This is a genomic window from Methylobacterium aquaticum (assembly GCF_001043915.1).
Classification (GTDB): Bacteria; Pseudomonadota; Alphaproteobacteria; order Rhizobiales; family Beijerinckiaceae; genus Methylobacterium; species Methylobacterium aquaticum.
This window is the reverse complement of sequence record NZ_LABX01000107.1, coordinates 1-21,310: the sequence shown is the minus strand read 5'-3', so window position 1 is coordinate 21,310 and position 21,310 is coordinate 1. Positions and strand designations below refer to the sequence as shown.

Annotated in this window: 17 protein-coding genes and 2 pseudogenes; 10 read left to right on the top strand and 9 right to left on the bottom strand. The window is 71.5% G+C overall.

Going from position 1 to position 21,310, the window contains the following annotated elements; all coding sequences use genetic code 11:
• Positions 1-389 precede the first annotated feature (389 nt).
• From VP06_RS14840 to VP06_RS35015, 8 genes and pseudogenes are all read left to right on the top strand, one after another.
• Entirely contained in the window at positions 390-3,434 is a 3,045-nt protein-coding gene (locus VP06_RS14840; protein WP_048464553.1) for a PAS domain-containing protein, read from the top strand.
• Between the two features lie 193 nt (positions 3,435-3,627).
• Complete coding sequence (locus VP06_RS14835) at positions 3,628-4,089, top strand: RidA family protein (RefSeq protein WP_048464552.1); 462 nt, start codon at positions 3,628-3,630, stop codon at positions 4,087-4,089.
• Positions 4,090-4,481: 392 nt separating this feature from the next.
• A complete protein-coding gene (locus VP06_RS14830) occupies positions 4,482-5,249 on the top strand; it encodes an ABC transporter substrate-binding protein (RefSeq protein ID WP_048464551.1) in 768 nt (255 codons plus the stop codon).
• A complete protein-coding gene (locus VP06_RS14825; protein WP_048464550.1) occupies positions 5,249-6,127 on the top strand; it encodes a branched-chain amino acid ABC transporter permease in 879 nt (292 codons plus the stop codon). The genes VP06_RS14830 and VP06_RS14825 overlap by 1 nt, the downstream gene beginning before the upstream one ends.
• A complete protein-coding gene (locus tag VP06_RS14820; protein ID WP_048464549.1) occupies positions 6,127-7,158 on the top strand; it encodes a branched-chain amino acid ABC transporter permease in 1,032 nt (343 codons plus the stop codon). The genes VP06_RS14825 and VP06_RS14820 overlap by 1 nt, the downstream gene beginning before the upstream one ends.
• Positions 7,155-7,901: an ABC transporter ATP-binding protein gene (locus VP06_RS14815; protein WP_156295621.1), complete on the top strand. Its 747-nt coding sequence runs from the start codon at positions 7,155-7,157 to the stop codon at positions 7,899-7,901. Before VP06_RS14820 ends, VP06_RS14815 begins: the two co-directional genes overlap by 4 nt.
• Positions 7,894-8,598 (top strand): ABC transporter ATP-binding protein, encoded by a 705-nt coding sequence (locus VP06_RS14810; RefSeq protein WP_048464556.1) that lies wholly within the window; start codon positions 7,894-7,896, stop codon positions 8,596-8,598. Before VP06_RS14815 ends, VP06_RS14810 begins: the two co-directional genes overlap by 8 nt.
• 188 nt (positions 8,599-8,786) lie before the next feature.
• Positions 8,787-8,969: pseudogene (locus tag VP06_RS35015) on the top strand (IS256 family transposase); the annotation flags it as partial.
• Positions 8,970-9,075: 106 nt separating this feature from the next.
• Here the strand turns inward: VP06_RS35015 and VP06_RS14800 are convergent.
• A complete protein-coding gene (locus VP06_RS14800) occupies positions 9,076-9,474 on the bottom strand; it encodes a hypothetical protein (RefSeq protein ID WP_048464547.1) in 399 nt (132 codons plus the stop codon).
• A gap of 406 nt (positions 9,475-9,880) precedes the next feature.
• On the opposite strand from VP06_RS14800, the gene VP06_RS14795 reads away from it, so the two are divergent.
• The gene (locus VP06_RS14795) at positions 9,881-10,813 is read left to right on the top strand and encodes a LysR family transcriptional regulator (protein WP_053081810.1); all 933 of its coding nucleotides are present in this window, start codon (positions 9,881-9,883) and stop codon (positions 10,811-10,813) included.
• A gap of 68 nt (positions 10,814-10,881) precedes the next feature.
• Here the strand turns inward: VP06_RS14795 and VP06_RS14790 are convergent, their stop codons facing one another.
• The 8 genes and pseudogenes from VP06_RS14790 to VP06_RS14755 form a co-directional block, all read right to left on the bottom strand.
• Entirely contained in the window at positions 10,882-12,885 is a 2,004-nt protein-coding gene (locus VP06_RS14790; RefSeq protein ID WP_048464546.1) for a methyl-accepting chemotaxis protein, read from the bottom strand.
• Positions 12,886-13,060: 175 nt separating this feature from the next.
• The gene (locus tag VP06_RS14785) at positions 13,061-13,510 is read right to left on the bottom strand and encodes a Zn-ribbon domain-containing OB-fold protein (RefSeq protein WP_082167399.1); all 450 of its coding nucleotides are present in this window, start codon (positions 13,508-13,510) and stop codon (positions 13,061-13,063) included.
• Positions 13,511-13,514: 4 nt separating this feature from the next.
• Positions 13,515-14,681, bottom strand: coding sequence for a thiolase domain-containing protein (locus tag VP06_RS14780; RefSeq protein WP_048464545.1), 1,167 nt, complete (start codon positions 14,679-14,681; stop codon positions 13,515-13,517).
• A gap of 2 nt (positions 14,682-14,683) precedes the next feature.
• Positions 14,684-15,598, bottom strand: coding sequence for an SDR family oxidoreductase (locus VP06_RS14775; RefSeq protein ID WP_048464544.1), 915 nt, complete (start codon positions 15,596-15,598; stop codon positions 14,684-14,686).
• A 16-nt stretch (positions 15,599-15,614) separates the two neighbouring features.
• The gene (locus tag VP06_RS14770; RefSeq protein WP_048464543.1) at positions 15,615-16,388 is read right to left on the bottom strand and encodes an enoyl-CoA hydratase-related protein; all 774 of its coding nucleotides are present in this window, start codon (positions 16,386-16,388) and stop codon (positions 15,615-15,617) included.
• The gene (locus VP06_RS14765) at positions 16,388-17,911 is read right to left on the bottom strand and encodes an acetyl-CoA acetyltransferase (RefSeq protein ID WP_048464542.1); all 1,524 of its coding nucleotides are present in this window, start codon (positions 17,909-17,911) and stop codon (positions 16,388-16,390) included. The genes VP06_RS14770 and VP06_RS14765 overlap by 1 nt, the downstream gene beginning before the upstream one ends.
• A complete protein-coding gene (locus tag VP06_RS14760) occupies positions 17,908-20,046 on the bottom strand; it encodes an acetate--CoA ligase family protein (protein ID WP_048464541.1) in 2,139 nt (712 codons plus the stop codon). The genes VP06_RS14765 and VP06_RS14760 overlap by 4 nt, the downstream gene beginning before the upstream one ends.
• Positions 20,033-20,242, bottom strand: a pseudogene (locus tag VP06_RS14755) (ABC transporter substrate-binding protein); the annotation flags it as partial. The gene VP06_RS14760 and the pseudogene VP06_RS14755, both read right to left, overlap by 14 nt.
• Before the next feature lie 275 nt (positions 20,243-20,517).
• Between VP06_RS14755 and VP06_RS14750 the strand changes: the two are divergent.
• Positions 20,518-21,310 (top strand): IclR family transcriptional regulator (locus tag VP06_RS14750; RefSeq protein WP_048464539.1); only part of this gene is annotated, 793 nt, incomplete at its 3' end.

Sequence of the window (21,310 nt, the reverse complement as noted above, 5' to 3'; positions counted from 1 at the left end):
CCGGGCAACGCGCGCGTTGCCACGCTCGCGCGTCGCCCCCTCCCCCGATCAGCGGTGACGATCCGCGCCGGGCGCGCCCAGGCCGGGCCGCCCTCCAGGATCGGCACCGTGAGGGCGCGTGTCCACGACGGCCGCTTTGACAGCCGCGCCTCGCTGTGAGACCGCTCAAGCTGGCAGAATCGGCACGAGGCGGACCGCCTCTCTGACGACGGCCGGACCGAAGCGGCTCGACCCTGGCCCGGGGCGCCTCGCGTGATCACCGAAAGGTCATGAAGGTGGCGCTCATGGGTGGCGTTCATGGACCTGTGGCCGTCCGGGCGATGGGCTCAGCCAGGGGCCCGGTCGGCCGGGTGCGCCATGCAGGCCCCGTGAAGCAGGGACAGGACGTCGTGCACGGCAGATCTGACGCCACTCTCTACGTCCCGGCCGTCCTCGTCGACGGCAGCGCGATCGGCGCGCTCATGCGCGCGCAGGATTGGGGCGCCTCGCCTTTGGGCGATCCCTCGACCTGGCCGCCCTCCCTGACGACCCTCGTCGGAGCGATGCTCGCCTCGCACCAGCCGGCCTTCCTCGTTTGGGGCCGTGAGCGGACGCTCCTCTACAACGACCTGTATGCCGACCTTCTCGGTCACCGGCATCCGGCGGCGCTGGGACGCGACTATCTCGACGTCTGGGCCGAGATCAAGACCGCACTCGCGCCGCTCATGGCGCAGGCCGCCGCCGGCCGGCCGGTCCACAGCTCCGACATCGTGCACGTCCTCGATCGTGGGCGCGGCCGTGAGGCGGCGGGGTTCTCGCTCTTCTATGCGCCGATCCGCGATGCCGCCGGGGGCGTCGAGGGACTGTATGGCGCCTGCACCGCGATCCAGGGCCAGGCCCTCGGCACGCATCGCCGGCAGGAAACGGAGGCGCTGCTCCGCGACAACGAGGAGCGTCAATCCTTCCTTCTGGATCTCAGCGACACGCTCCGGCTGCTGACCTCGCCGACGGATATCGCCGAGATGGCGGCCCGGCGGCTCGGCGAACGGGTCGGTGCCAGCCGCGTCTTCTACGCCGAGATCGACGGCAGCCTGATGAAGGTCGAGCGTGACTATGCGTGCGGCGTCGAGTCGATCGTCGGGGAGCACTCGCTCGCGGCGTTCGGCCCGGATCTCCTGGCCGCCTATCGCGATGGCGCGGTCGTCGCCGTCGAGGACGTGGCCGCGGATCCCCGGTTCAGCGACGAGGCCCGGACCGGCCTGGCGTCGCGGCAGGTCGCCGCCTTCGTCGACGTCATCCTGTTTCGCGAAGAGCAATGGGTCGGGCTTCTGGCCGTACAGAGCGCCACCGCGCGCGTCTGGAGCCGGGCCGAGGAGAACCTGATCCGGGAGGTCGGCGAGCGCGTCAAGGCCGCGATCGAGCGGGCCCGCGCCGAGACGGCGCTGAGCGAGAGCGAGCAGCATCTGGCAGCCATCTTCGCCGGGGCCTCGGTCGGCCTGTCGGAGGTGAGCGCCGATGGTCGCTTCCTGCGGGTGAACACCGAATTGTGCCGCATCCTCGGTCGCCCGGCCGAGGACCTCCTCACGCGCAACCTCGCCGAGGTCACCGACCCTGCCGACAGCCGGGCGAGCCAGGCGGCGATCGCCGAGGCGATCAAGACCGGACGCAGCACGTCCCTCGACAAGCGCTACCGGCGCCCGGACGGCACGGCGATCTGGGCCAATAGCAGCATCAAGCGCCTCGACGACACCGATGGCCGCCTCAAGAACCTGCTGGTCGTCACGGCCGATCTGAGCCGGCGCAAGGAGGCCGAGCAGCGTCTGGCCGAGAGCGAGCGCCGCTTGCAGGAGTTGAACGAAACCCTGGAGCTGCAGGTCTCGGAGCGCACGGCGGAGCGCAACCTGTTCGCGACCATCGTCGAGCGAACCGACATCCTGGTGATGGCGGTCGATCTCGATTACAATATTCTCGCCATCAACAAGGCCAATGCCGACGAGTTCGCGCGCATCTACGGCGTGCGGCCCACGGTCGGCGACAACATGCTCGATCTCCTGGCCGATCAGCCGGTGCAGCAGGCCGAGGTGCGGGCCGGCTGGGGCCGCGGCCTCGCCGGCGAGGAGATCACCTTCGTGGAGGAGTTCGGCGACCCCGACCGCGCCCGCCCGTGCTACGAGATCAGCTTCCGCACGCTGCGCAACGCTGAGGGCGAGCGCACCGGCTGCTACCAGTTCGTGATGGACGTGACCGCGCGGCTGCGCAGCCAGACCGAGCTTGCCCTGGCGCAGGACGCACTGCGGCAATCGCAGAAGCTCGAGGCGGTCGGCCAGCTCACCGGCGGGGTGGCCCACGACTTCAACAACCTGCTGACCATCATCCGCTCCTCGGTCGACTTCCTGCGCCGGCACGATCTGCCGGAGGCGCGCAAGCGCCGCTACCTCGATGCGGTGTCGGACACCGTCGAGCGGGCCGCCAAGCTCACCGGCCAGCTCCTGGCCTTCGCCCGGCGCCAGGCCCTCAAGCCGGAGGTCTTCGACGTGGGCCAGAAGGTCAGGGGGATCGCCGACATGCTCGACACCCTGACGGGCTCGCGGGTGCGCGTCGTCACCGAGGTGCCGATCGCGCCCTGCCTCATCCGGGCGGATCTGAGCCAGTTCGAGACCGCCCTCGTCAACATGGCGGTCAACGCCCGCGATGCCATGAACGGAGAGGGCACGCTGACCCTGCGGGTGTCCTGCGGCTCGGCGCTGCCCGCCATCCGCGGCCATGCCGGATCCCAGGAGCCATTCGCGGCCGTCGCGCTGATCGACACCGGCACGGGCATTCCGCCGGAACAGATCGGCCGGATCTTCGATCCCTTCTTCACCACGAAGGAGGTCGGCAAGGGCACGGGCCTCGGCCTGTCGCAGGTTTTCGGCTTCGCCAAGCAATCGGGCGGCGATGTCGACGTGCGCAGCATTCCCGGACAGGGGACCACCTTCACGCTCTACCTGCCGGAAGTCGTCGCCGAGGAGCAGACCTTCGCCGATCGTCCGCAGGAGGACGGCCTGGCGCCCCTCGGGACTGGCCAGCGGATCCTCGTGGTCGAGGACAATGTCGGCGTCGGTCAGTTCGCGACCCAGATCCTGGAGGATCTCGGCTACCGGCCGGTCTGGGCCGCCAATGCCGAGGAGGCGCTGGAGAAACTCGGCCGCGAGGGAAGCCGGTTCGACCTGGTGTTCTCCGACGTGGTGATGCCCGGCATGGGCGGCGTCGCCCTCGCGCGGGACTTGCAGACGCGCCTGCCCCACGTGCCTGTCGTGCTCACCTCGGGCTACAGCCACGTCCTCGCCCAGTCGGACGCCCACGGATTCGCATTGCTGCACAAGCCCTATTCGGCCGAGCAGCTCGGTCGTATCCTGCATCAGGTTCTCGGCCTCCACCCGAGAGCGGCGGCGATCCGAGCCGGTTGCGCGTAAGGGGCAGCCGGTTCGGTTCTCGGGGGCGAGCGGCCGTGTCGACCCGCGGTCACGCTCGGGTCCGATGCCGCGGATCTGTCCCCCGACGCCGTCGACTCGACCGCAGCGCCATTTTCGGGTGAACATTCCCCGTCCGCGCCGGCCACGATCACCGGCACCTCCCGTTTCCTCCTCCAACCGACAGGACCGGCCGATGACCCCCGAAGAGACGCTCGCCGAACTCGGCCTGACCCTGCCCGAGGTGCCGGTGCCGGTGGCCAACTACGTGCCGTTCCGCATCGTCGGCGACCTGCTCTACCTCTCCGGCCAGGGCCCGAAGCGGCCGGACGGCACCTACCGCCCGGGCCGCCTCGGCCGTGACGCCACGATCGAGGACGGCTATACCGACGCGCAGCTCGCAGGCCTCCAGCTTCTCGCCGTCGCCAAGGCGGCCCTCGGCGACCTGTCGCGGATCAAGGCCGTGGTGAAGCTCCTCGGCATGGTCAATGCCGAGCCCGACTTCGCCGATCACCCGAAGGTCATCAACGGCTGCTCGGATCTCCTGGTGGCGGTGCTCGGCGAGGCCGGCCGTCATGCCCGCTCGGCGGTCGGCATGGGCTCGCTGCCCAATGCGATGACGGTCGAGGTCGAGGCGATCCTCCAGATCGCGCCCTGAGGCGGAGTACGGGACGCGGGAGGAACCGCGATCGTCGCATCGGGGCCCTGCCCGGGCGGCGCGCCCGCGGCCGATGATCCGCCAATCCCCACCCTTCGCAGGGTCCACCGATCCGCAAAACTTGCCATTCCACGGTGGTTCTTGCTTCGATGAGGGCCGGTGCTGCGGCACATTCCTTGCTTAAGATTCCTGATGTGAGCGGGTCGGCGTGGGGCATCCGATATCAATCGACGCATGCCGGCCACCCTTCCAGGCCGATCGACGATGCCGCGGGGCGAACATTTGCCTGCTGGATAGACTGCGCATCCGGATCGAACCTTTTTTCATGTCTCTCATCTCGTCGCCTCCGATGCGAGGATAATGGGATGGCGACTGTCGATCGGAGAGACGGGATGATGAACAGGCGAGAGATTCTTGTCGACGCCGCCGCGCCCCTGGCCGCCGGCCTGGCGGGCATCGGCAGAGCCGATGCGGCCGGCGAGGTGCCGATCGGGGCCGTCTACCCGATGTCGGGCGCCGCCGCCCAGGCCGGTGTCGATGGCCGCCACGCCATCGAGACCGCGATGGAGATCGTCAACGGCGTGCACGACCTCGACCTGCCGGGCGCCCGCACCGCCGGTCTCGGCGGGGCGCAGATCCGCCTCGTGGTGGCCGACCACCAGGGCGATCCGCAGAACGGCCGCTCGGAGCCCGAGCGCCTCATCACGCAGGACAAGCTCGTCGGCCAGAGCAGCCGCGGGTCGTTCGCGCTCGATCTCGCACCGAAGCGTCCGTCGATCGGGCTGGTGAACGACATGGTCAAGGCCCGCGCCGGCCGGGACCTGAACGACGACACCTCCCGGCTCGTCGAGGCGATGCTGGTGATCGCGGATGCCATCGACCGGGCGAAGTCCACCGATGGCACCAAGGTCCGCGACGCCCTGACGGCGACGGACATTCCGGGGATCCAGACCGTCATGCCCTGGCGCGGCATCAAGTTCGGCCCCGACGGGCAGAACACCCTCTGCGATCCGGTGCTCATCCAGTATCGGGAGGGCAAGTTCGTGAACCGTGCTCCCGAAGGACCTCGCCGCAGCGGCACCGCTCTGGCCGATGAATCCATGATGGCGATCGGCACGATCGTCGACTCGTTCCCTTCTCTCGATCGGCAGGTGCATTGATGACGGCGCAAGCCCTGGTGCAGGTGCTGGCGAGCGGCCTTTTGATGGGCTTGATCTACGCCCTGATCGCGGTCGGCCTCTCGCTGATCTTCGGACTGATGGACGTGGTGAACTTCGCCCATGGCGAGTTCCTGATGCTCGCCATGTACGCGACCTTCGGGCTGGTGCTCGTCACCCGCCTCGATCCGGTGGTGCTGATGCCGCTCGTGGCCGCCCTGCTCTTCGTGCTGGGGGCCGCCGCCTATCTCGGCGTCGTCCGCTTCGCCATGCGCGCCAAGGCCAACCAGGGCATGGTGCAGATCTTCGCCACCTTCGGCCTCGCGATCCTGCTCCAGGGCGCCGCGCAGTATCTCTTCACCCCCGATTACCGCAACGTTCCCAACTCCTGGCTCGGCGGGCGCACCCTCGATCTCGGCGGCATCTTCCTGCCCTGGCCGCAGATCTTCGGCGCGCTCGTCTCCCTCGCCGCCTTCGGCGGCCTCCACCTCCTGATGAGCCGCACCGATTTCGGCCGCGCCCTCAAGGCCACCCGCGAGGACCAGGGCGCGGTGGCCCTGGTCGGCATCGACCGCAACCGCGTCTTCGCCCTCGGCTGGGGCCTCGGCGCCGCCCTGGTCGGCCTCGCCGGCGCGGTGCTGGCGATCTTCTACTACATCCATCCCCAGGTCGGAGCGAGCTTCGCCCTCATCGCCTACGTCACGGTGGCGCTCGGCGGCTTCGGCAGCGTCGCCGGGGCGCTCGTCGCCGGGATCATCGTCGGCCTCGTCGAGGCCCTCACGGCGGTGATCCTGCCGCCGGCGCTCAAGTCCGTCGGCGTCTACGCCCTCTACCTCGCGGTGGTGTTCGTGCGGCCGCAAGGCCTGTTCGGGAGGCTCTGATGACCGCCGCGACCACCCCCCTCGCGCCGGCCCTGGCGCGGGCCGAGGCCAGCCATGCGGCCAGGCGCCGGCGCAAGCTGATCGTCGCCGCCCTGGTCTTCGCCGGCCTCGCCGCGCTCCCCTACGGCCTGCGCGACGTCTATCTCCAGAACGTCCTCATCCTCACCCTGATGTATGCCGCGCTTGCCCAGAGCTGGAACATTCTCGGGGGCTATTGCGGCCAGGTGTCCCTCGGCCACGCGCTCTATTTCGGCGCCGGCGCCTATGCCACCACGGTCCTGTTCGTCACCTATGGCGTGCTGCCGTGGTTCGGGATGCTGGCGGGCGGCCTGCTCTCGGCCGCGGTGGCGTTGCTCCTCGGCTATCCGTGCTTCCGGCTCGCCGGCCATTACTTCTCGATTGCGACCATCGTCATCGCGGAGATCGGCCTGCTGCTCGTCCACAACTGGGATTTCGTCGGCGGCGCGATGGGCATCCAGTGGCCGTTCAACCCGGATTCGTGGTGGACGCTGCAATTCGCCCGCGACAAGGTGCCTTACATCCACTTCGCCATCGCCTTCCTGGCCCTGGTCTGGTTCGTCACCTGGCTGATCGAGGGCTCGCGCTGGGGCTATTGGTGGCGCGCGGTCAAGGACGATGCCCAGGCCGCCGAGAGCCTCGGCGTCGAGGTTTTTCGCTCCAAGATGGCGGCGGCGGCCGTCTCGGCCTTCTTCACGGCGATCGGCGGCGGCTTCTACGCCGCCTATGTCTCCTACATCGATCCCGAGAGCGTGATGAGCTTCCGCTTCTCGCTGCTCTTCGCCCTGCCGGCGGTGCTCGGCGGCATCGGCACCCTGTGGGGACCGCTCGTCGGGGCGGCGATCCTGATCCCGCTCACCGAGATCAGCCGCTCCTATCTCGGCGGCGGCGGCAAAGGTCTCGATCTGATGCTCTACGGCATCCTGGTGATGGTGGTGGCGCTGGCCCGTCCGGAAGGGGTGCTCAGCCTGTTCCGCCCCCGCAAGGCCCGCGCCGAGGAGGCGACCCCGTGAGCGAGACGCCCGTGACCGAGCCCCTCCTGCGCATCGACCACGTCACCTTGCGCTTCGGCGGCCTGGTGGCCAATGCGGATGTCAGCCTCGCGGTGCCGGAGGGCCAGATCCTCGGCCTGCTCGGGCCGAACGGGGCCGGGAAGTCGACCCTGTTCAACCTGATCTCCGGCACCTACCGGCCGAGCGAGGGCCGGATCGTCTTCCGCGGCGAGGACATCACCGATCTCTCCGCCCCCGAGCGCTGCCGGCGCGGCATCGCCCGCACCTTCCAGGTGCCGCGCTCGTTCGATTCGATGAACGTGCTCGAGAACGTCGTCGTCGGGGGCTTTGCCCGCCACGCCACCGCGGCGGCGGCGCGGCGCGTCGCCCTCGAGACCCTCGACTTCGCCGGGCTCGGCCACCGGGCGGATGCCGTGGCGGGCGAGCTGACGCCGCCGGAGAAGCGCCGCCTCGAAGTCGCCCGGGCGCTCGCCACCGAGCCGACGCTGCTCCTCCTCGACGAGGTGCTGACCGGGCTGACGCCGAGCGAGGCCAAGGCCGGGGTCGAGCTGATCCGCAAGGTGGCGGCCCGCGGCGTCACCGTCATCATGGTCGAGCACGTGATGGAGGTGGTGATGCCGCTGGTCGACCGGGCGGTGGTGCTGCATCTCGGCCGGGTTCTGGCCGAGGGCCACCCGACCGAGGTGGTGCGCCACGACGGCGTGATCACGGCCTATCTGGGGGAGCGTCACCGTGCTGCTTGAGGTCCGCGGGCTCTCCACCGCCTATCAGGGCTTGCTCGCCATCCAGAACGTCTCGATCGCGGTCGCGAGCGGCGAGATCGTGGTGGTGGCGGGCGCCAACGGCGCCGGCAAGTCGACGCTGCTGAAGTCGATCGCCGGGATGGAGCGGCCGAAAGCCGGCGAGGTGGTGTTCGACGGCACCCGCCTCGACGGGCTGCCGGGCCACGTCATCACCGCGCGGGGCATTGCCTACGTGCCGGAGAACAAGCGGCTGTTTCCGCGCCTGTCGGTCGCCGACAACCTGCGGCTCGGCAGCTACCTCCACCGCAAGGCGGCCGACCGGGAGGCGCCCCTGGAGCGGGTCTTCGCGCTGTTCCCGCGGCTGAAGGAGCGCCTGCCGCAGCGGGCCGGGACGCTGTCGGGGGGCGAGCAGCAGATGCTGGCGATCGGCCGCGCGCTGATGACACGTCCGCGGCTGCTGATGCTCGACGAGCCGTCGCAGGGGATCATGCCGAAGCTGGTGGACGAGATTTTTTCCGCCGTCGAGGCGATCCGGGCATCCGGGACGACGATCCTGCTGGTGGAGCAGCGCGTGGCCGAGTCCCTGAGCATCGCCGACCGGGCCTACGTGCTCCAGACCGGTCGCCTGATGCTCTCCGGACCCGCCGCGACCCTGCGCGACGATCCCGAGGTGCGCCGGGTCTATCTCGGGATCTGACGTGCACGAGCGATGCGGGAGACTGGGTGACACGGTTTGGGTGAAGGCGGCATATCGAGGCGGGTGTCGCGCCTGCCAGAACCTCTCAACGAGAGGGAGATGCCCTCAGCAGATGTCGCCGAAGTGGTCACCGGTTCGGCGGCAAAAATCTGCAATCGAACAAGACCCTAAGTGGGCGAAGCGTTGGCCTGCCAACGCAAGTCTGCTTAGACGGCCCGACCAACATCGTGCGGCGTCGTCAGCCTGACGAGATCGACGATCCCCTGACCGAGATGCTGCGGGCCGACGCCCGCCGCCGGCTCGCCCAGGCGGTCGAACCCGAGGCGGATGCCTTCCTGAGCACCATGCAGGATCTGCGGCTGCCGGATGGATCTAATTATAGATTCCTTATAAAAGAACAACTTATATACTTCAGTGTTGCATGATCGAAACAGAGTTCGGCGCGAGGAAGACGCTCCACTCGCGCCGATCTGCGACCTACCGATCGAGTTTCTCCTTGGCGTCGGACACCGCCTTCATGCATCCGGCCTCGTCGCCCTTCTTGTCGAGTTCGCGGGCGCGGTTGAGGCTGGCGCGGGCCTCCATCACGCCGGTGCCGCCGCCGGCCTTGGCAACATCGGTAGTGGCTTTCGTCTCGGCGGAGCCGGGAGCGGGCCCCTTCGGCAGGGCGGAGGGGCTGGTGCCCCTCTCGGTCGCTGCCTCGGCCTGGGCCTCCCGCCGGGAGGCCACTTCCTTGCCGCCGCTCGACGCCGCGATCGTCTCGCGCCCCTTCTCGGTCAGGCGGGGCTCCAGGGCATCGATCTCGGTGCCGCAGGCGCCGGCCAGCGCCGGGCCGGCCAAGACGGACAGCAGGCCGGCGGCGAGGATGAGCTTCATGGCATCTCTCCCTGTCGTTGACGCGCACCCGTCATCGAACCGGGGCGCGCAGGACGTCCGTCCGCGAACACCGGCCCGAGGGCGTAGGTTCCGGTGGCAAGGGAAACACGACGAAGAAAGCAGGCACGACTCCCCTCGCCCGGAGAGGCCGGCAGCCTGTCGGGTCGGGCTCGATGTCACGGCGGTGACGGGTGCTGCACCTGTCGATCCGGGGCGGCGTCAGGCTTGCCGGGGTTCCGGTTGATCGGCGCGATGTTGATCACGGAAGTGATCTTCGTGGACATGAGAATGAGCGAGTTTGCCCGCTATGGCGAACGGTCTGCCCATCCTCAGCAGGAGCGGGTCACGAGGCCGGGCCTGCCCCCTGCCTATCCCCCGCCGCGCCCCTCCGCTACAACCCGGGCTCGTGAACTGGGATGCGTTCGACTTCAAGCTCCTCATCGTGTTCGACGCGATCATGCGCGAGCGGCACGTGACGCGCGCCGGGGAGCGGCTGGGCCTGAGCCAGTCGGCGGTGAGCCACGCGCTCCAGCGCCTGCGCCGGGCCTTCGGCGACGAATTGTTCGTGCGCGGGCCCGAGGGCATGAGCCCGACGCCCCGCGCCCACGACCTCGCCGAGCCGGTGCGCCGGGCGTTGGCCGAGATCGAGAGCGCCCTGCACCAGGACCGGTTCGACCCGGCTACCTCGACCGCGCGCTTTCGCCTGGTGCTCAACAACACCGCCGCCGTGGTCCTCGCGGCGCCGATCGCCGAATGGATCGGGAGCCGGGCCCCGTCCTTGAGCCTGCACATGAGCCCGAGCGGCACCGTGCGGGTCGACGACCTCCTCGACCGCGGCGACGTGGATCTCGCGATCGTCGGCGCCGGCCGGGTCGAGGGCGAGCGCTTCGGCACCACCACGCTGATCCGGGACGGGTTCGCGGTCGTCGCCCGGCACGGGCATCCGGCCCTCGCCCGGCCCCTCACCTACGAGCGCCTGGCGGACCTGTCGCACCTCGTCGTCTCCTCGACCGGCGACGATGTCGGCTTCCTCGACGGGATCTTGAGCCGACGGGGCCTGCCGCCGCGCCGGGTCGCCATGGCGGCCCCGTTCCTGTCGGCGGCGCCGATTCTCGCCCGCTCCGATCTGGTGGCGGTGATGGCCGAGCGGATCGCCCGCACCCTCGCGACGGTGCATCCGGTCGCCTGCGCCGCCCTGCCGGCGGACCCGGACCTGCCGGTCACCCGCTCGGTCCTGGTCTGGGCCCGGCGGGTCGAGCGCCATCCCGACCATGCCTGGCTGCGCCGGCAGATCGCGGACTGCGCCCGCGGCCTCGCGGGCGGGCGGCCCCTCTCCTGAACGCTCGGCGGGACGGACGACGCCCCGCCGAGAAGAGCGTCGAGAACGCCTCCCTCGGGGGGGCCGCGTCAGGCCGCCTGGATGTCGCGCAGGAAGCCGTCGACCTCCTGCTTGACGTTGAGCGACTGGGTGGCCAGCTCGGCCGCCGCCATCAGGACCTGCGAGGCGGCGCTGCCCGTCTCTCCGGCGGAGCCGAGGACCCCGGCCATCGCGGCGGTGACGTCCTGGGTGCCCCGGGCCGCCTGCGAGGCGTTGCGCGAGATCTCGGTCGTGGCGGCGGTCTGCTCCGTCACCGTGGCGGCGATCATGCCGCTGATCTCGTTGATGGTCGCGATGGTCTGGCCGATCTGCCCGATGGCGCCGGCCGCCTGGCCGGTGGCCGCCTGGATCGCCGTGATCTGCCCGCCGATCTCGACGGTCGCCCGGGAGGTCTGGGCGGCGAGTTCCTTCACCTCCGCCGCCACCACCGCGAAGCCGCGCCCCGCCGCACCGGCGCGGGCCGCCTCGATCGTCGCGTTGAGGGCCAGCAGGTTGGTCTGGTCGGCAATGGCAGTGATCGTCGCGACGGCGGCGCCGATCTGGGTGGCGGCGGAACTCAGGCTCGACATCGCGGCGTCGGTCGCCGCGGCCTCGCGGGTGGCATTGCCGGCGACCTCGTTCGAGCGCAGCACCTGCCGCTCGATCTCCTGGAGCGAGGACACCATCTCCTCGGCCGCCGCCGCCACCATCTGGACATTGGCGGAGGTCTGCTCGGCGGTGCTGCTGGACGCCTGCGCCTGGGCGCTGGTGGTGTCGGCGACGCCGGTCATCGTGCGGGCGGTGGCATCCAGCTCGGTCGCGGCGGCGGTGACGATGTCGAGCGAGCCCGCCACCTTCTGCTGGAAGCCCCGCACCAGCTGGTCGACCCGGTCGGCCCGGCGCTGGCGGGCGGATTGCTCGTCGCGCTGCTGCGCTTCCAGTTCGATTCGGGCGACGGCGTTCTGGCGGAAGACTTCGACCGCCTGGGCCATGGCGCCCATCTCGTCGCGTGCATCGCGGGACGGCACCGTGAGATCGGTCTCGCCGTTCGCCAGCCGCTTCATCGCATCGGTCATGCCGCCGATCGGCCCGATGACGCTGCGGGCGATCAGGACCGCGAGACCGGTGCCAAGGGATAGCGCGAAGGCGATCAGGGCGAACTGGATCATCCGCGTGCGGACGGTCATCGCCTCCGTGGCGTCGGCGATCTCGCGGACCACGGTCTCCACCTTGCCCCGCACCGTCTGCGTGGCCTGATCGATGCTCGTCAGGTGCGGCTTGATGCCGGTATCGTAGACCTGCCGGCTCTCGACTGAAGCCTTGGTGTAGGCCTGGAAGGCGGTCACGTAGGCCGCGAGGGCCTGCTCGGTCACGCGGATCGGCTGCGCGAAGGCGTTGCCGGAATCGAGACCACGCAAGGTCTTGATGGCCGCCTCCGCCTTGCCGGCATTCGTCGCGAAGGTTGCCGGACCGTTCGGGTCCTGCGTCGCCAGGAAGCGCCAGTTGGCGACCCGCACCAGCAGCATGGCGCTCTCGGTCATGGCGGCGTGGAGCACCTGCGCGTCGCTGGCGCGGGCTCGCATCTCCGCCACCAGCGCGCTGGTCGCGCGGGTCAGATCGTCGCCGCCCTTGAACAGCGTGTCCTTGGCCTCCGCCATGATGCGCCCGGCCGCCTCCAGGCGCTGAAGGTCGGTCTTCAAGTCCCGGGCCTGATCGCGGATCTGGCCGTAGAGCCGGCGGCGCTCCTCGTCGATCGCCCGCTTGGCCATCAGGTCACCCGATTCCTCGATCGAGCGGCGCTCCGTCTCGATCCCGGCGATCAGCGCGGGCTGCGGCACGAGCCGGTACTGCTCCGCCTGGCCCGACATCGACTTCGTCGACACGATCACGGCGAGGGCGGATCGCGACAGGTCGTCGAGCAGCGCCCGGCGCTCGTATTGCGCGAGCAGGCCGGCCTGCTGATAGATCGAGAAGCCGCCCAGGGCGGCGACGATCATCACCAATGCCCCGAAGCCTCCGTAGAGACGATTGCGGACGGTCAACCTGCGCAACATGCCACGAATCCGATTAGAATTATTCTTACATTCTAGATGATCATCGTTAACGAGCCGTTACAAACTGACGTTGTGATAGGCGATTTCCTTACGTCACGCCGGTGTCAGGCCCCCCGCTGGTCAGCCTGCCCGGTCCCGCGCCGGACCGGACATCGAGCGGCCGCAGGGCGCCGCGTCACCACGACAAGGCCGGCTCCGGCGGACCACCCGCCGCGACCAGCCGGAAGCACGGCACCGGCGTCCCGTTGCGCGAGCGCGCGAAGACCAGCCGCACCGGCTGACCGATCGCCAGGGCGTGCGGATCGCACGCGACCACGCTGGTCAGCATCGTCGGCCCCTCGGCCAACGTGACGTAGGCCACCGTGCGGACCGGGTCCTCGCGGGGGAGCACCGTGACGCTGTAGATCGTGCCCTCGCCCGAGGCTTCCTCCCAGGCGGTCTCGCCGAGGCAGAACGGGCACAGGGTCCGGGGATACCAATGCGCCTTGCCGCAGGCGGTGCAGCGGCGCAGCAGGAACCGGCCCTCGCGGGCCGCCGCCCAGAACGGCGCGGCCTCGGGGCTGGCCGGCGGGTCGGGCCAGTCGCCGTCGCGCAAGGGGATGCGGGTCGAGGACACTCCGCTCATCGTCTCACTCCCTCCCGAGGATCAGGGTGGCGGCGCCGTGGCGGCTGCCGAGAAGGCCACCGATGCCGGTCGCGACGGCGAGGTCGCAGTTCCTCACCTGCACTGCCGGATGGGCCTCGCCGCGGAGCTGGCGCACCGCCTCGATCACCTTGGTGATGCCGCCCCGGTTGGCCGGGTGGTTGTTGCACAGGCCGCCGCCATCGGTGTTGACGGGCAGCCGGCCCGTCCCGGAGATCAGGTTGCCGTCGGCGACGAAGCGCCCGCCCTGGCCCTTCCCGCAGAAGCCCAGATCCTCGAGCTGCATCAGCACCGTGATGGTGAAGCTGTCGTAGACCGAGGCGTACTTGATGTCGGCCGGCGTCACCCCGGCCTCCGCGAAGGCTGCCGGGCCGGAGACCCGGGCCGCCGAATAGGTCAGGTCGACCTCGCCGCCGCCCTGGCCCTTATGAGCCTCGCCCGCGCCCATCACCCGTATGAGCGGGCGCCTCAGGCTGCGGGCGATCTCGGGCCGCGCCACCACCAGCGCCCCACCGCCGTCGCTGACGACGCAGCAATCGAGCCGGTGCAGCGGATCGGCGACCATCGGCGAGGCCAGCACGTCCTCGACGGTCACCACGTCGCGCAGCATGGCGTCGGGATTGTGCTGCGCGTGATGCGAGGCCGCGACCTTGATCCAGGCGAGCTGCTCGGCCGTCGTGGCAAACTCATGCATGTGGCGGCGCGCGCACATCGCGTAGAGGTTGACCGTGGTCGGGCCGAACGGCGTCTCCCACGGGCTGTCCGGCGCGTCGGCGATCACCGGCCGCGCCGCGGTGCCGGAATGGCCGGCGCTTCGCGGCCGGCCGGCCAGCGTGATGAGCGCGACATTGCAACGGCCCATCGCGATCGCCTGCGCCGCATGGGCCACGTGGGCGATGTAGGAGGCGCCGCCGATATCGGTGCTGTCGAGGTGGCGCAGGCGCAGGTTCAGGTAGTCGGCCATCGCCAGCGGCCCGAGACCCGGCGCGTCGCCGGCGCAGAAATAGCCGTCGACATCGTCCTTGGTCAGCCCGGCATCGGCGAGGGCGCCGGCGGCGGATTCGGCGTGGAGCTGGGCCACGGACTTGTCCGGGGCCTTGCGGGTCGGGTGCTCGTAGGCCCCGACGAGATGGGCGCGTCCGTGGATGGTCATGGTCACACCGGGTCCCAGGAAAAGACGTCGGGGCTGCGGTCGAGGGGGGCGAGGTGGCCCGAGAGCGCCGGCATCCCGTGCTCGGCGATGGTCTCCGGCGTCCAGCCCTCGGCGCGGTGCACGCCGCGGACCGGGCGGGGATGGTTGAAGAGGAACACCTCGTTGTGGCGGGCGGCGAAGATCTGGCCGGTGACATGGGCGGCCGCATCCGAGGCGAGGAAGACCGCGAGCGGCGCGTTCTTCTCCGGCCCCATCGCCTGGAGCTTGGCGACGCGGGCCTTCTGCTCGGGCGTCTCGGCCGGAATCGAGCTGGTCATCCGGCTCCAGGCGAAGGGCGCGATGCAGTTCGAGCGCACGCCGAAGCGGCCCATGTCGAGGGCGATCGACTTCGACAGGGCAACGATGCCGAGCTTGGCCGCGGAGTAGTTCGCCTGGCCGAGATTGCCGATCAGGCCCGAGGTCGAGGTCATGTGGACATAAGATCCCCCGTTCTGGCGCCGGAAGACCTCGGCGGCGGCGCGGGAGACGAAGAAGCTGCCGTTGAGATGGACGTTGATGACCGACAGCCACTCCTCCGGGGTCATCTTGTGGAAGATCTGGTCGCGCAGGATGCCCGCGTTGTTGACGACGATGTCGAGGCGGCCGAACGCCTCGAGGGCGGTCGCCACCATGGCTTGCGCGGCGTCCCACTCGGCGACGCTGCCGGTGTCGACTACCGCCTCGCCGCCGCGCTGCACGATGATGGCGCGGGTCTGCTCGCCCGGCGTCGCCGAGGTCTCCCCGACTCCGCTCAAGGAGGCGCCGACATCGTTGACCACCACCCTGGCACCGGCGAGCGCCATGGCGAGCGCGATCTCCCGCCCGATGCCGCCGCCCGCCCCGGTGACGAGCGCGACCTTGCCATCCAGTAGGCCCATGCGGTGTCTCCCTTGATTATCGTCCGGTCCAGCGCGGCGGGCGCTTCTCGATGAAGGCGCGGGGCCCTTCGCGACAATCCTCCGTGGCCTGGACCCGGGCGCGGGCCGCCTCGCTCGCCGCCCGCAATCCGGCCTCGTCGGCATCGGGCACCAGGCGCGCCACCGCCAGGCTCTCGCGCACGGCGCGCGGCGCGTTGCCGGCGATCGCGGTCGCCAGCGCCACCGCCTCGTCCCGGGCGGCTCCCCGCGGCGCCAGCCGGTTGACGAGGCCCAACGCGTGGGCGCGGTCCGCGGCCAGCGACGCGCCGGTCAGGATCATCTCGAGGGCGACGGCGCGGGGCAGCGCCCGCGGCAGCCGGTAGAGGCCGCCCGCCGCGGCGACGAGGCCACGGGTCACCTCCGGCAGGCCGAATGTCGCTCCCTCCCCCGCCACGATCAGGTCGCAGGCAAGCGCGATCTCGCAGCCCCCGGCGAGCGCCGGGCCCTCCACGGCGGCGATCCAGGGTTTCGCCCGTGCCGCGTGGACGAAGCCGGCAAACCCGCCCCCCGGGGTCCAGAGGTCGTCGGCCCGGCCCGCCGCGACCGTCGTCAGGTCGGCCCCGGCGCAGAAGACCGGACCTTCCCCCGCCAGCACCACCGCGCGGACGGTGTCGTCGGCCTCCGTTTCCGCGACGGCGTCGCCGAGGGCCTGGGCGAGGGCCGGATCGACGGCGTTGCGCGCCTGCGGGCGGTTCAGCGTCAGGACCGCGACGTGGTCGCCGATGCGGTCGCGCAGGACGGGATCCCGCATCAGGCGGCCTCCCAGTCGAGGAGCCCGTCGCGGGCCCGGCGCAGGGTGCCGTCGAGACCGACGGGCGAGCGGTCAAGGTCGGTCAGCGCCGCCAGGGTGGCCCGGTCGGCGGCGGGCACCCGGGCGAGGAGGCGCGCGCCGCCCTGGCGCAGGACCACGACGCCCCGCTCGGGCGCGCCCTCGCGGTCGAACAGCACCGTATGGGTCTCGACGACGGCGCGGCCCGCGGCGTCCTCCACCACCGGCGGCACCGGCCCGCGGCGACTGTCCGCCTCGGCCTGGACCGAGACCGGCTCGTCGGCGGGCCTGTCGAACTGGCCGCCCAGCACCAGGGCGTGGTGCTTGGTGACGAACTCGCCCTGGCCGTAGAGCAGGCTGGCGCGGCCGGGCGCCTCGCGCAACCGCCGCACCATCGCGCAGATGGCGTGGGTCATGTAGCCGTTGAGCGGTGCGCCGAAGAAGGTCAGCCCGCCCGTCACCGTCGGCACGGCCTCCTCGGGCAGGCCGAGGCTGCGGCGCGCCATCTTGGGCACGCAGGGGAAGCAGCTGTAGAGTTCGATCGCCGCCAGGTCCGAAGCCGCGAGCCCGGCCCGGCGCAACGCCGCCGTGACGACCGCGTCCTGTGCCGGGGCGTGGTCGAAGCGGTCGCGCGACAGCCAGTCCCGCGGCTCGGTCGCGGCGGCGCCAGGGCCGATCGGAATGACGCGATGCGCGGGCAGACCGGCGGCGCGGGCGAGGCTCACGCTCGTCACGATCACGGCCGCGGCCTGGTTCACCACGGGGTTGGCCACCATCAGCTTGGTGTAGGGCCAGGCGATCGGCCGGTTGGCGGGCGAGGGCGTGGCGATCTCGTCGGCACTGACGGCGCGGCGCAGCCATCCATGCGGGTTGTCGGCCGCGACCCGGGAGAAGGCCGCCCCGAGCGCCGCCGATTCGGCGCGGCCCTGGCGCGGGGTCTGGCCCCAGGCGGCCTGGAGGGCGGTCTCGTAGAGGGGATAGACGGTGACCGGCTGCGACAGCCCGTGCCGCAGGGCTTGGCGGTGCAGGGTGTCGCGCACCCGCGGGTTGGTCCAGGCGGGGTCCGGGGCGGTCCAGGGCGGGGAGGCATCGCGCGCGGGGTCGAGGCCGGCGCGGCGCGCGGCGCCTGCGCTGTGCTCCGCCTCGCCGCTGCACAGGGCCGCCGCCGCGGCCTCGCCGCTCGCGATCCGCCGCCCCGCCTCGTGCAGGAAACGGACCGGCGTCTCGCCGCCGACCGGGCCGTAGGCGAGGCGGGCCGGGCGGTGGCCGAGGTGGTCGGCGACGCGGGCGGGCAGGTCGGCATAGGGCCAGGACACCGCGTTGACCACGTCGAGGGAGGCGAGGCGGGCGAGCCAGCCGCCACCCGCGTCGTGATCGGCCCGTCGCAGGGCCTCCGCCATCATGGCGGCGGGCTCGGAACCGATCGGGCCGCGGCCCGGCGCGTCGGGGCGGTCGGCGACCTCGCCGATGCCGACGATGACGGGAATGCGGGCGGGGTCGGTCATGGCGTGGCTGCCGGCCGGGAAACGCCCACGCTCCGCCCCTCCCCCACCTCGATCACCGCATCCGCCGCGAAGGCTCCCTCGGGCAGGGCGAAGACCGGGTTGAGATCGATCGAGGCCAGCCGCGGCCCCGCCTGCACGGCGAAGACCGAGAGCCGCGACAGCATCCGGGCCAGCGCCGCGATGTCGCAGGGCGGCCGGCCGCGGGCACCGGTGAGGAGCGGCGCGGCCTTGATCGCGCGGATCATCGCCTCGGCCACGTCCTCGCCGAACGGGCAGCGCCGAAACACCACGTCGCGCATCACCTCGACGAAGACCCCGCCCAGGCCGACCATCGCCACCGGGCCGAAGACCGGATCGCGCTGGATGCCCAGGATGCACTCGACCCCGCCCTTGATCTGGCGCGCCACCAGCACGCCGTCGATCCGGGCGGACGGCGCGTGGCGGGCGGCGCGCCCGATCAACGTGGCGGTGCCGCGCCGGACCGCATCGGCATCGCCGATGTCGAGCAGGACGCCGCCGATCTCGGTCTTGTGCAGGATGTCCGGCGACAGGATCTTCATCACCACCGGAAAGCCGAACGACTCGGCCGCCGCGACCGCCGCCGCCTCGTCCGCGCAGGCCGCTTCCGGCACCGTCGCGATGCCGGCGGCCGCGAGCAGGCGTTTGGCCTCCGCCTCGCTCGGATTCGCGTCGGGGAGCCGGACCGGCGCGCCCGCGGGCGGCGGCACCGGCGGGGATTCCGAAAAGCTCGCGCCGAGGCGCCCCATCGCGTCGAGGGCGATCACCGCCCGGGCCGGGTCCTCGTAGAGCAGGTACCCGTCGGCCTCGTAGTCGCGGTTGCGCTCCGCCGAGGCGAGGACCGAGAGGGCGTAGAGCCGGTCCGGATGGCGTGCCTTGACGGCGTTGAGCTGGGCGCGGATCGCCGGCGCCATGCTGGGGGCGCCGCCGATCTGGGTGAAGAAGGCCAGGATCGAGGCATAGCCGCCCTCGGCGATCATCGCTTCGGTGAAGCGGCCGATCAGCGACAGGTCGTTGAACGCTTGCGCGGTGCAATCGACCGGGTTGAGGGGCGAGGCGATGGGCAGGATCGCCTTGAGCCGTCTTTGCGCCTCCTCGGGCATCGGGGGCATCGGCAGGCCGGCGGCCTCGGCGGCATCCGAGATCAGCACCCCGGCCCCCCCTGAGATCGTGATGACGCCCAAGCTGTTCGGCACCGGGTAGATCCGCCGCGTCGCCGCGTAGGCGATGTCGATCAGCTCTTCCGTCGAGCGGGCCCGGATCGCCCCATGCTCGGCGAGCACCGCGGAGAAGACCGCGTCGTTGCCGGCGATCGAGGCGGTGTGCGACTGGGCCGCCGCGCTGCCGACCGCGCTGCGGCCGACCTTCATCACGATCACGGGCTTTCGCGCCCGCCGGGCCTCGGCCAGAGCGCCCGCGAAGGCAGGCCCGTCCTGGATGCCCTCGGCATAGGCCATGATGACGTCGATGCCGTCGTCCTGCACCATCCAGCCGATCGCATCGGCCACCGCCAGGTCGGCCTCGTTGCCGGTGGTGATCAGCATCGCGGTGCCGATCTCGCGGTTGCGGCAGGCAGCGAAGAGGTGGGTGCCGTAGGCGCCCGACTGGCTGGCGATGCCGATCCGCCCCGGCAGCGGCAGGCCGCCTTCGAGGGAGGCGGAGAAGATCGGGTAGAAGCCGGTGGCCGCGTTGAACAGGCCGAGGCAATTGGGGCCGAGGAGCCGCATCCCGTGCCGCCGCGCCGCCGCGACGAGGGCCGCTTGCGCTTCAGCGCCCGCCTCGCCGATCTCGGCATAGCCCGCCGTGAACATCACGGCAAAGCGCGTGCCCCGCGCCCCCAGTTCCTCGACCGCCTGGAGCGCCGCCGCGCCCGGCACCGCGATCACCGCCACGTCCGGGACCTGCGGCAGGGCCGCGACGGAGGCGGAGCAGGGCAGGCCCTGCACCTCGGCCCGGTTCGGGTTCACCGGCAGGATCGCGCCCTGGAAGCCGGCGCGCCGCATGTAGGCGATCGGCCGGCCGCCGATGCGGGTCGGGTCGGCGGAGGCGCCGATGATCGCGACCGCGCCGGGCCGCACCAAAGCGGCGAGATCGGCGGCAGGCTCAGTTCTGGACATAGGGGCATCCGCCGTCACCGAGCGGCCGGAACGCCTCGTCGCCCGGGACCGTGGTGACGAGTTCGTAGAGATCCCACCGGCCCGTCGACTGGGACGGCGCCTTGAAGCGCATCAGGTAGACGTCGTGGACCATGCGCCCGTCTGTCCGGACCTTGCCGCCTTGGGCGAAGAAGTCGTTCACCGGCGTCTCGCGCATGCCGATCCGCAGCACGTCGCCATCGGCGCGGGCCGCCACCGGCGCGAGGAGCGCGGCCGCGGCGCAGAGCGCCCGGAGCATCGCCGCGATGCCGCGCGCCCGTGGCCTTGCACCGGCGACACGCGCCGTCCGGGCCCGTCGGGTCCGTGCCATCCTGGTCCTCCCATGATGTCCGGCCCTTGTCCCGGACCGTGCGCGGATCGGGCGTTTTCATTCCGTCCGCTGAACGCTATTCTGTACCGTAAACGATCGGGGCGGCAAGGGGCGGCGGCGGGATGGAGGAGGCAGGCGAGCGAACGACGGTGATGGAGGTCGGCCGCGAGGTCGGGGCGGTGACGCAGGCGGCGGCGATCCTGCGGGCGATCGCGGGCTCGCGGGACGCCCTCGGGGTCACGGCGATCGCCCGCGCGGCGGGGGTCAGCCCCTCGACCACGCTCAACATCCTGCGCACCCTGGTGCACGAGGGCTTCGTCGCCCTGGTGCCGGAGACCAAGACCTACCGCCTCGGCCTCGGCCTGCTGGAGGTGACGCGCCCGCTCCTCAACCGCTCGGACGTGGAGTTGCTGCAACCGGGCCTGCACCAGGTCGCGACGGAGTTCGAGGCGACGACCACGGTCTGGCAGGTGGCGCCCGACGACAAGGCGCTGCTCCTCGGGCGGATCGTCCCGGCGAGCGGCATCCACATCGAGTTCCGCCTCGCCACCCGCATCCCGGCCTATGCGGGCGCGATCGGCCGCGCCGTGGCGGCGGCGGGCAATGCCGCCGGGGCGTTGCCGCGCGCCACCCTGCGGGCCCGGTTCGGGGCGATCCGCTGGCACGTGCCGCTGCCGTTCGAGACCTTCCTGGAGGAGGTCGCGGCCGCCGCGGCGCGGGGCTACGCCGTCGATATCGGCCACCTCCTCCGCGGCGTGACCTCCGCCGCCGCCGCCCTGTGCGACCGCACCGGCCGCCCGCGCCTCGTGGTGGCGGCGCACCTGTTCCAGGGACAATTGACGGAGGAGCGGCTGGAGGCGCTGGGCCTGGCGCTGCGCGGGCTCGCCGCGGCGGCGCAGCCGGGGATGTTCGGGG

Excerpts from the sequence above, each read along its gene's own strand:
- VP06_RS14835 (WP_048464552.1), top strand. The coding sequence starts at position 3,628 with ATGACCCCCGAAGAGACGCTCGCCGAACTCGGCCTGACCCTGCCCGAG.
- VP06_RS14830 (WP_048464551.1), top strand. The coding sequence starts at position 4,482 with ATGATGAACAGGCGAGAGATTCTTGTCGACGCCGCCGCGCCCCTGGCC.
- VP06_RS14825 (WP_048464550.1), top strand. The coding sequence starts at position 5,249 with ATGACGGCGCAAGCCCTGGTGCAGGTGCTGGCGAGCGGCCTTTTGATG.
- VP06_RS14820 (WP_048464549.1), top strand. The coding sequence starts at position 6,127 with ATGACCGCCGCGACCACCCCCCTCGCGCCGGCCCTGGCGCGGGCCGAG.
- VP06_RS14800 (WP_048464547.1), bottom strand. The coding sequence starts at position 9,474 with ATGAAGCTCATCCTCGCCGCCGGCCTGCTGTCCGTCTTGGCCGGCCCG.
- VP06_RS14790 (WP_048464546.1), bottom strand. The coding sequence starts at position 12,885 with ATGTTGCGCAGGTTGACCGTCCGCAATCGTCTCTACGGAGGCTTCGGG.
- VP06_RS14785 (WP_082167399.1), bottom strand. The coding sequence starts at position 13,510 with ATGAGCGGAGTGTCCTCGACCCGCATCCCCTTGCGCGACGGCGACTGG.
- VP06_RS14780 (WP_048464545.1), bottom strand. The coding sequence starts at position 14,681 with ATGACCATCCACGGACGCGCCCATCTCGTCGGGGCCTACGAGCACCCG.
- VP06_RS14775 (WP_048464544.1), bottom strand. The coding sequence starts at position 15,598 with ATGGGCCTACTGGATGGCAAGGTCGCGCTCGTCACCGGGGCGGGCGGC.
- VP06_RS14770 (WP_048464543.1), bottom strand. The coding sequence starts at position 16,388 with ATGCGGGATCCCGTCCTGCGCGACCGCATCGGCGACCACGTCGCGGTC.
- VP06_RS14765 (WP_048464542.1), bottom strand. The coding sequence starts at position 17,911 with ATGACCGACCCCGCCCGCATTCCCGTCATCGTCGGCATCGGCGAGGTC.
- VP06_RS14760 (WP_048464541.1), bottom strand. The coding sequence starts at position 20,046 with ATGTCCAGAACTGAGCCTGCCGCCGATCTCGCCGCTTTGGTGCGGCCC.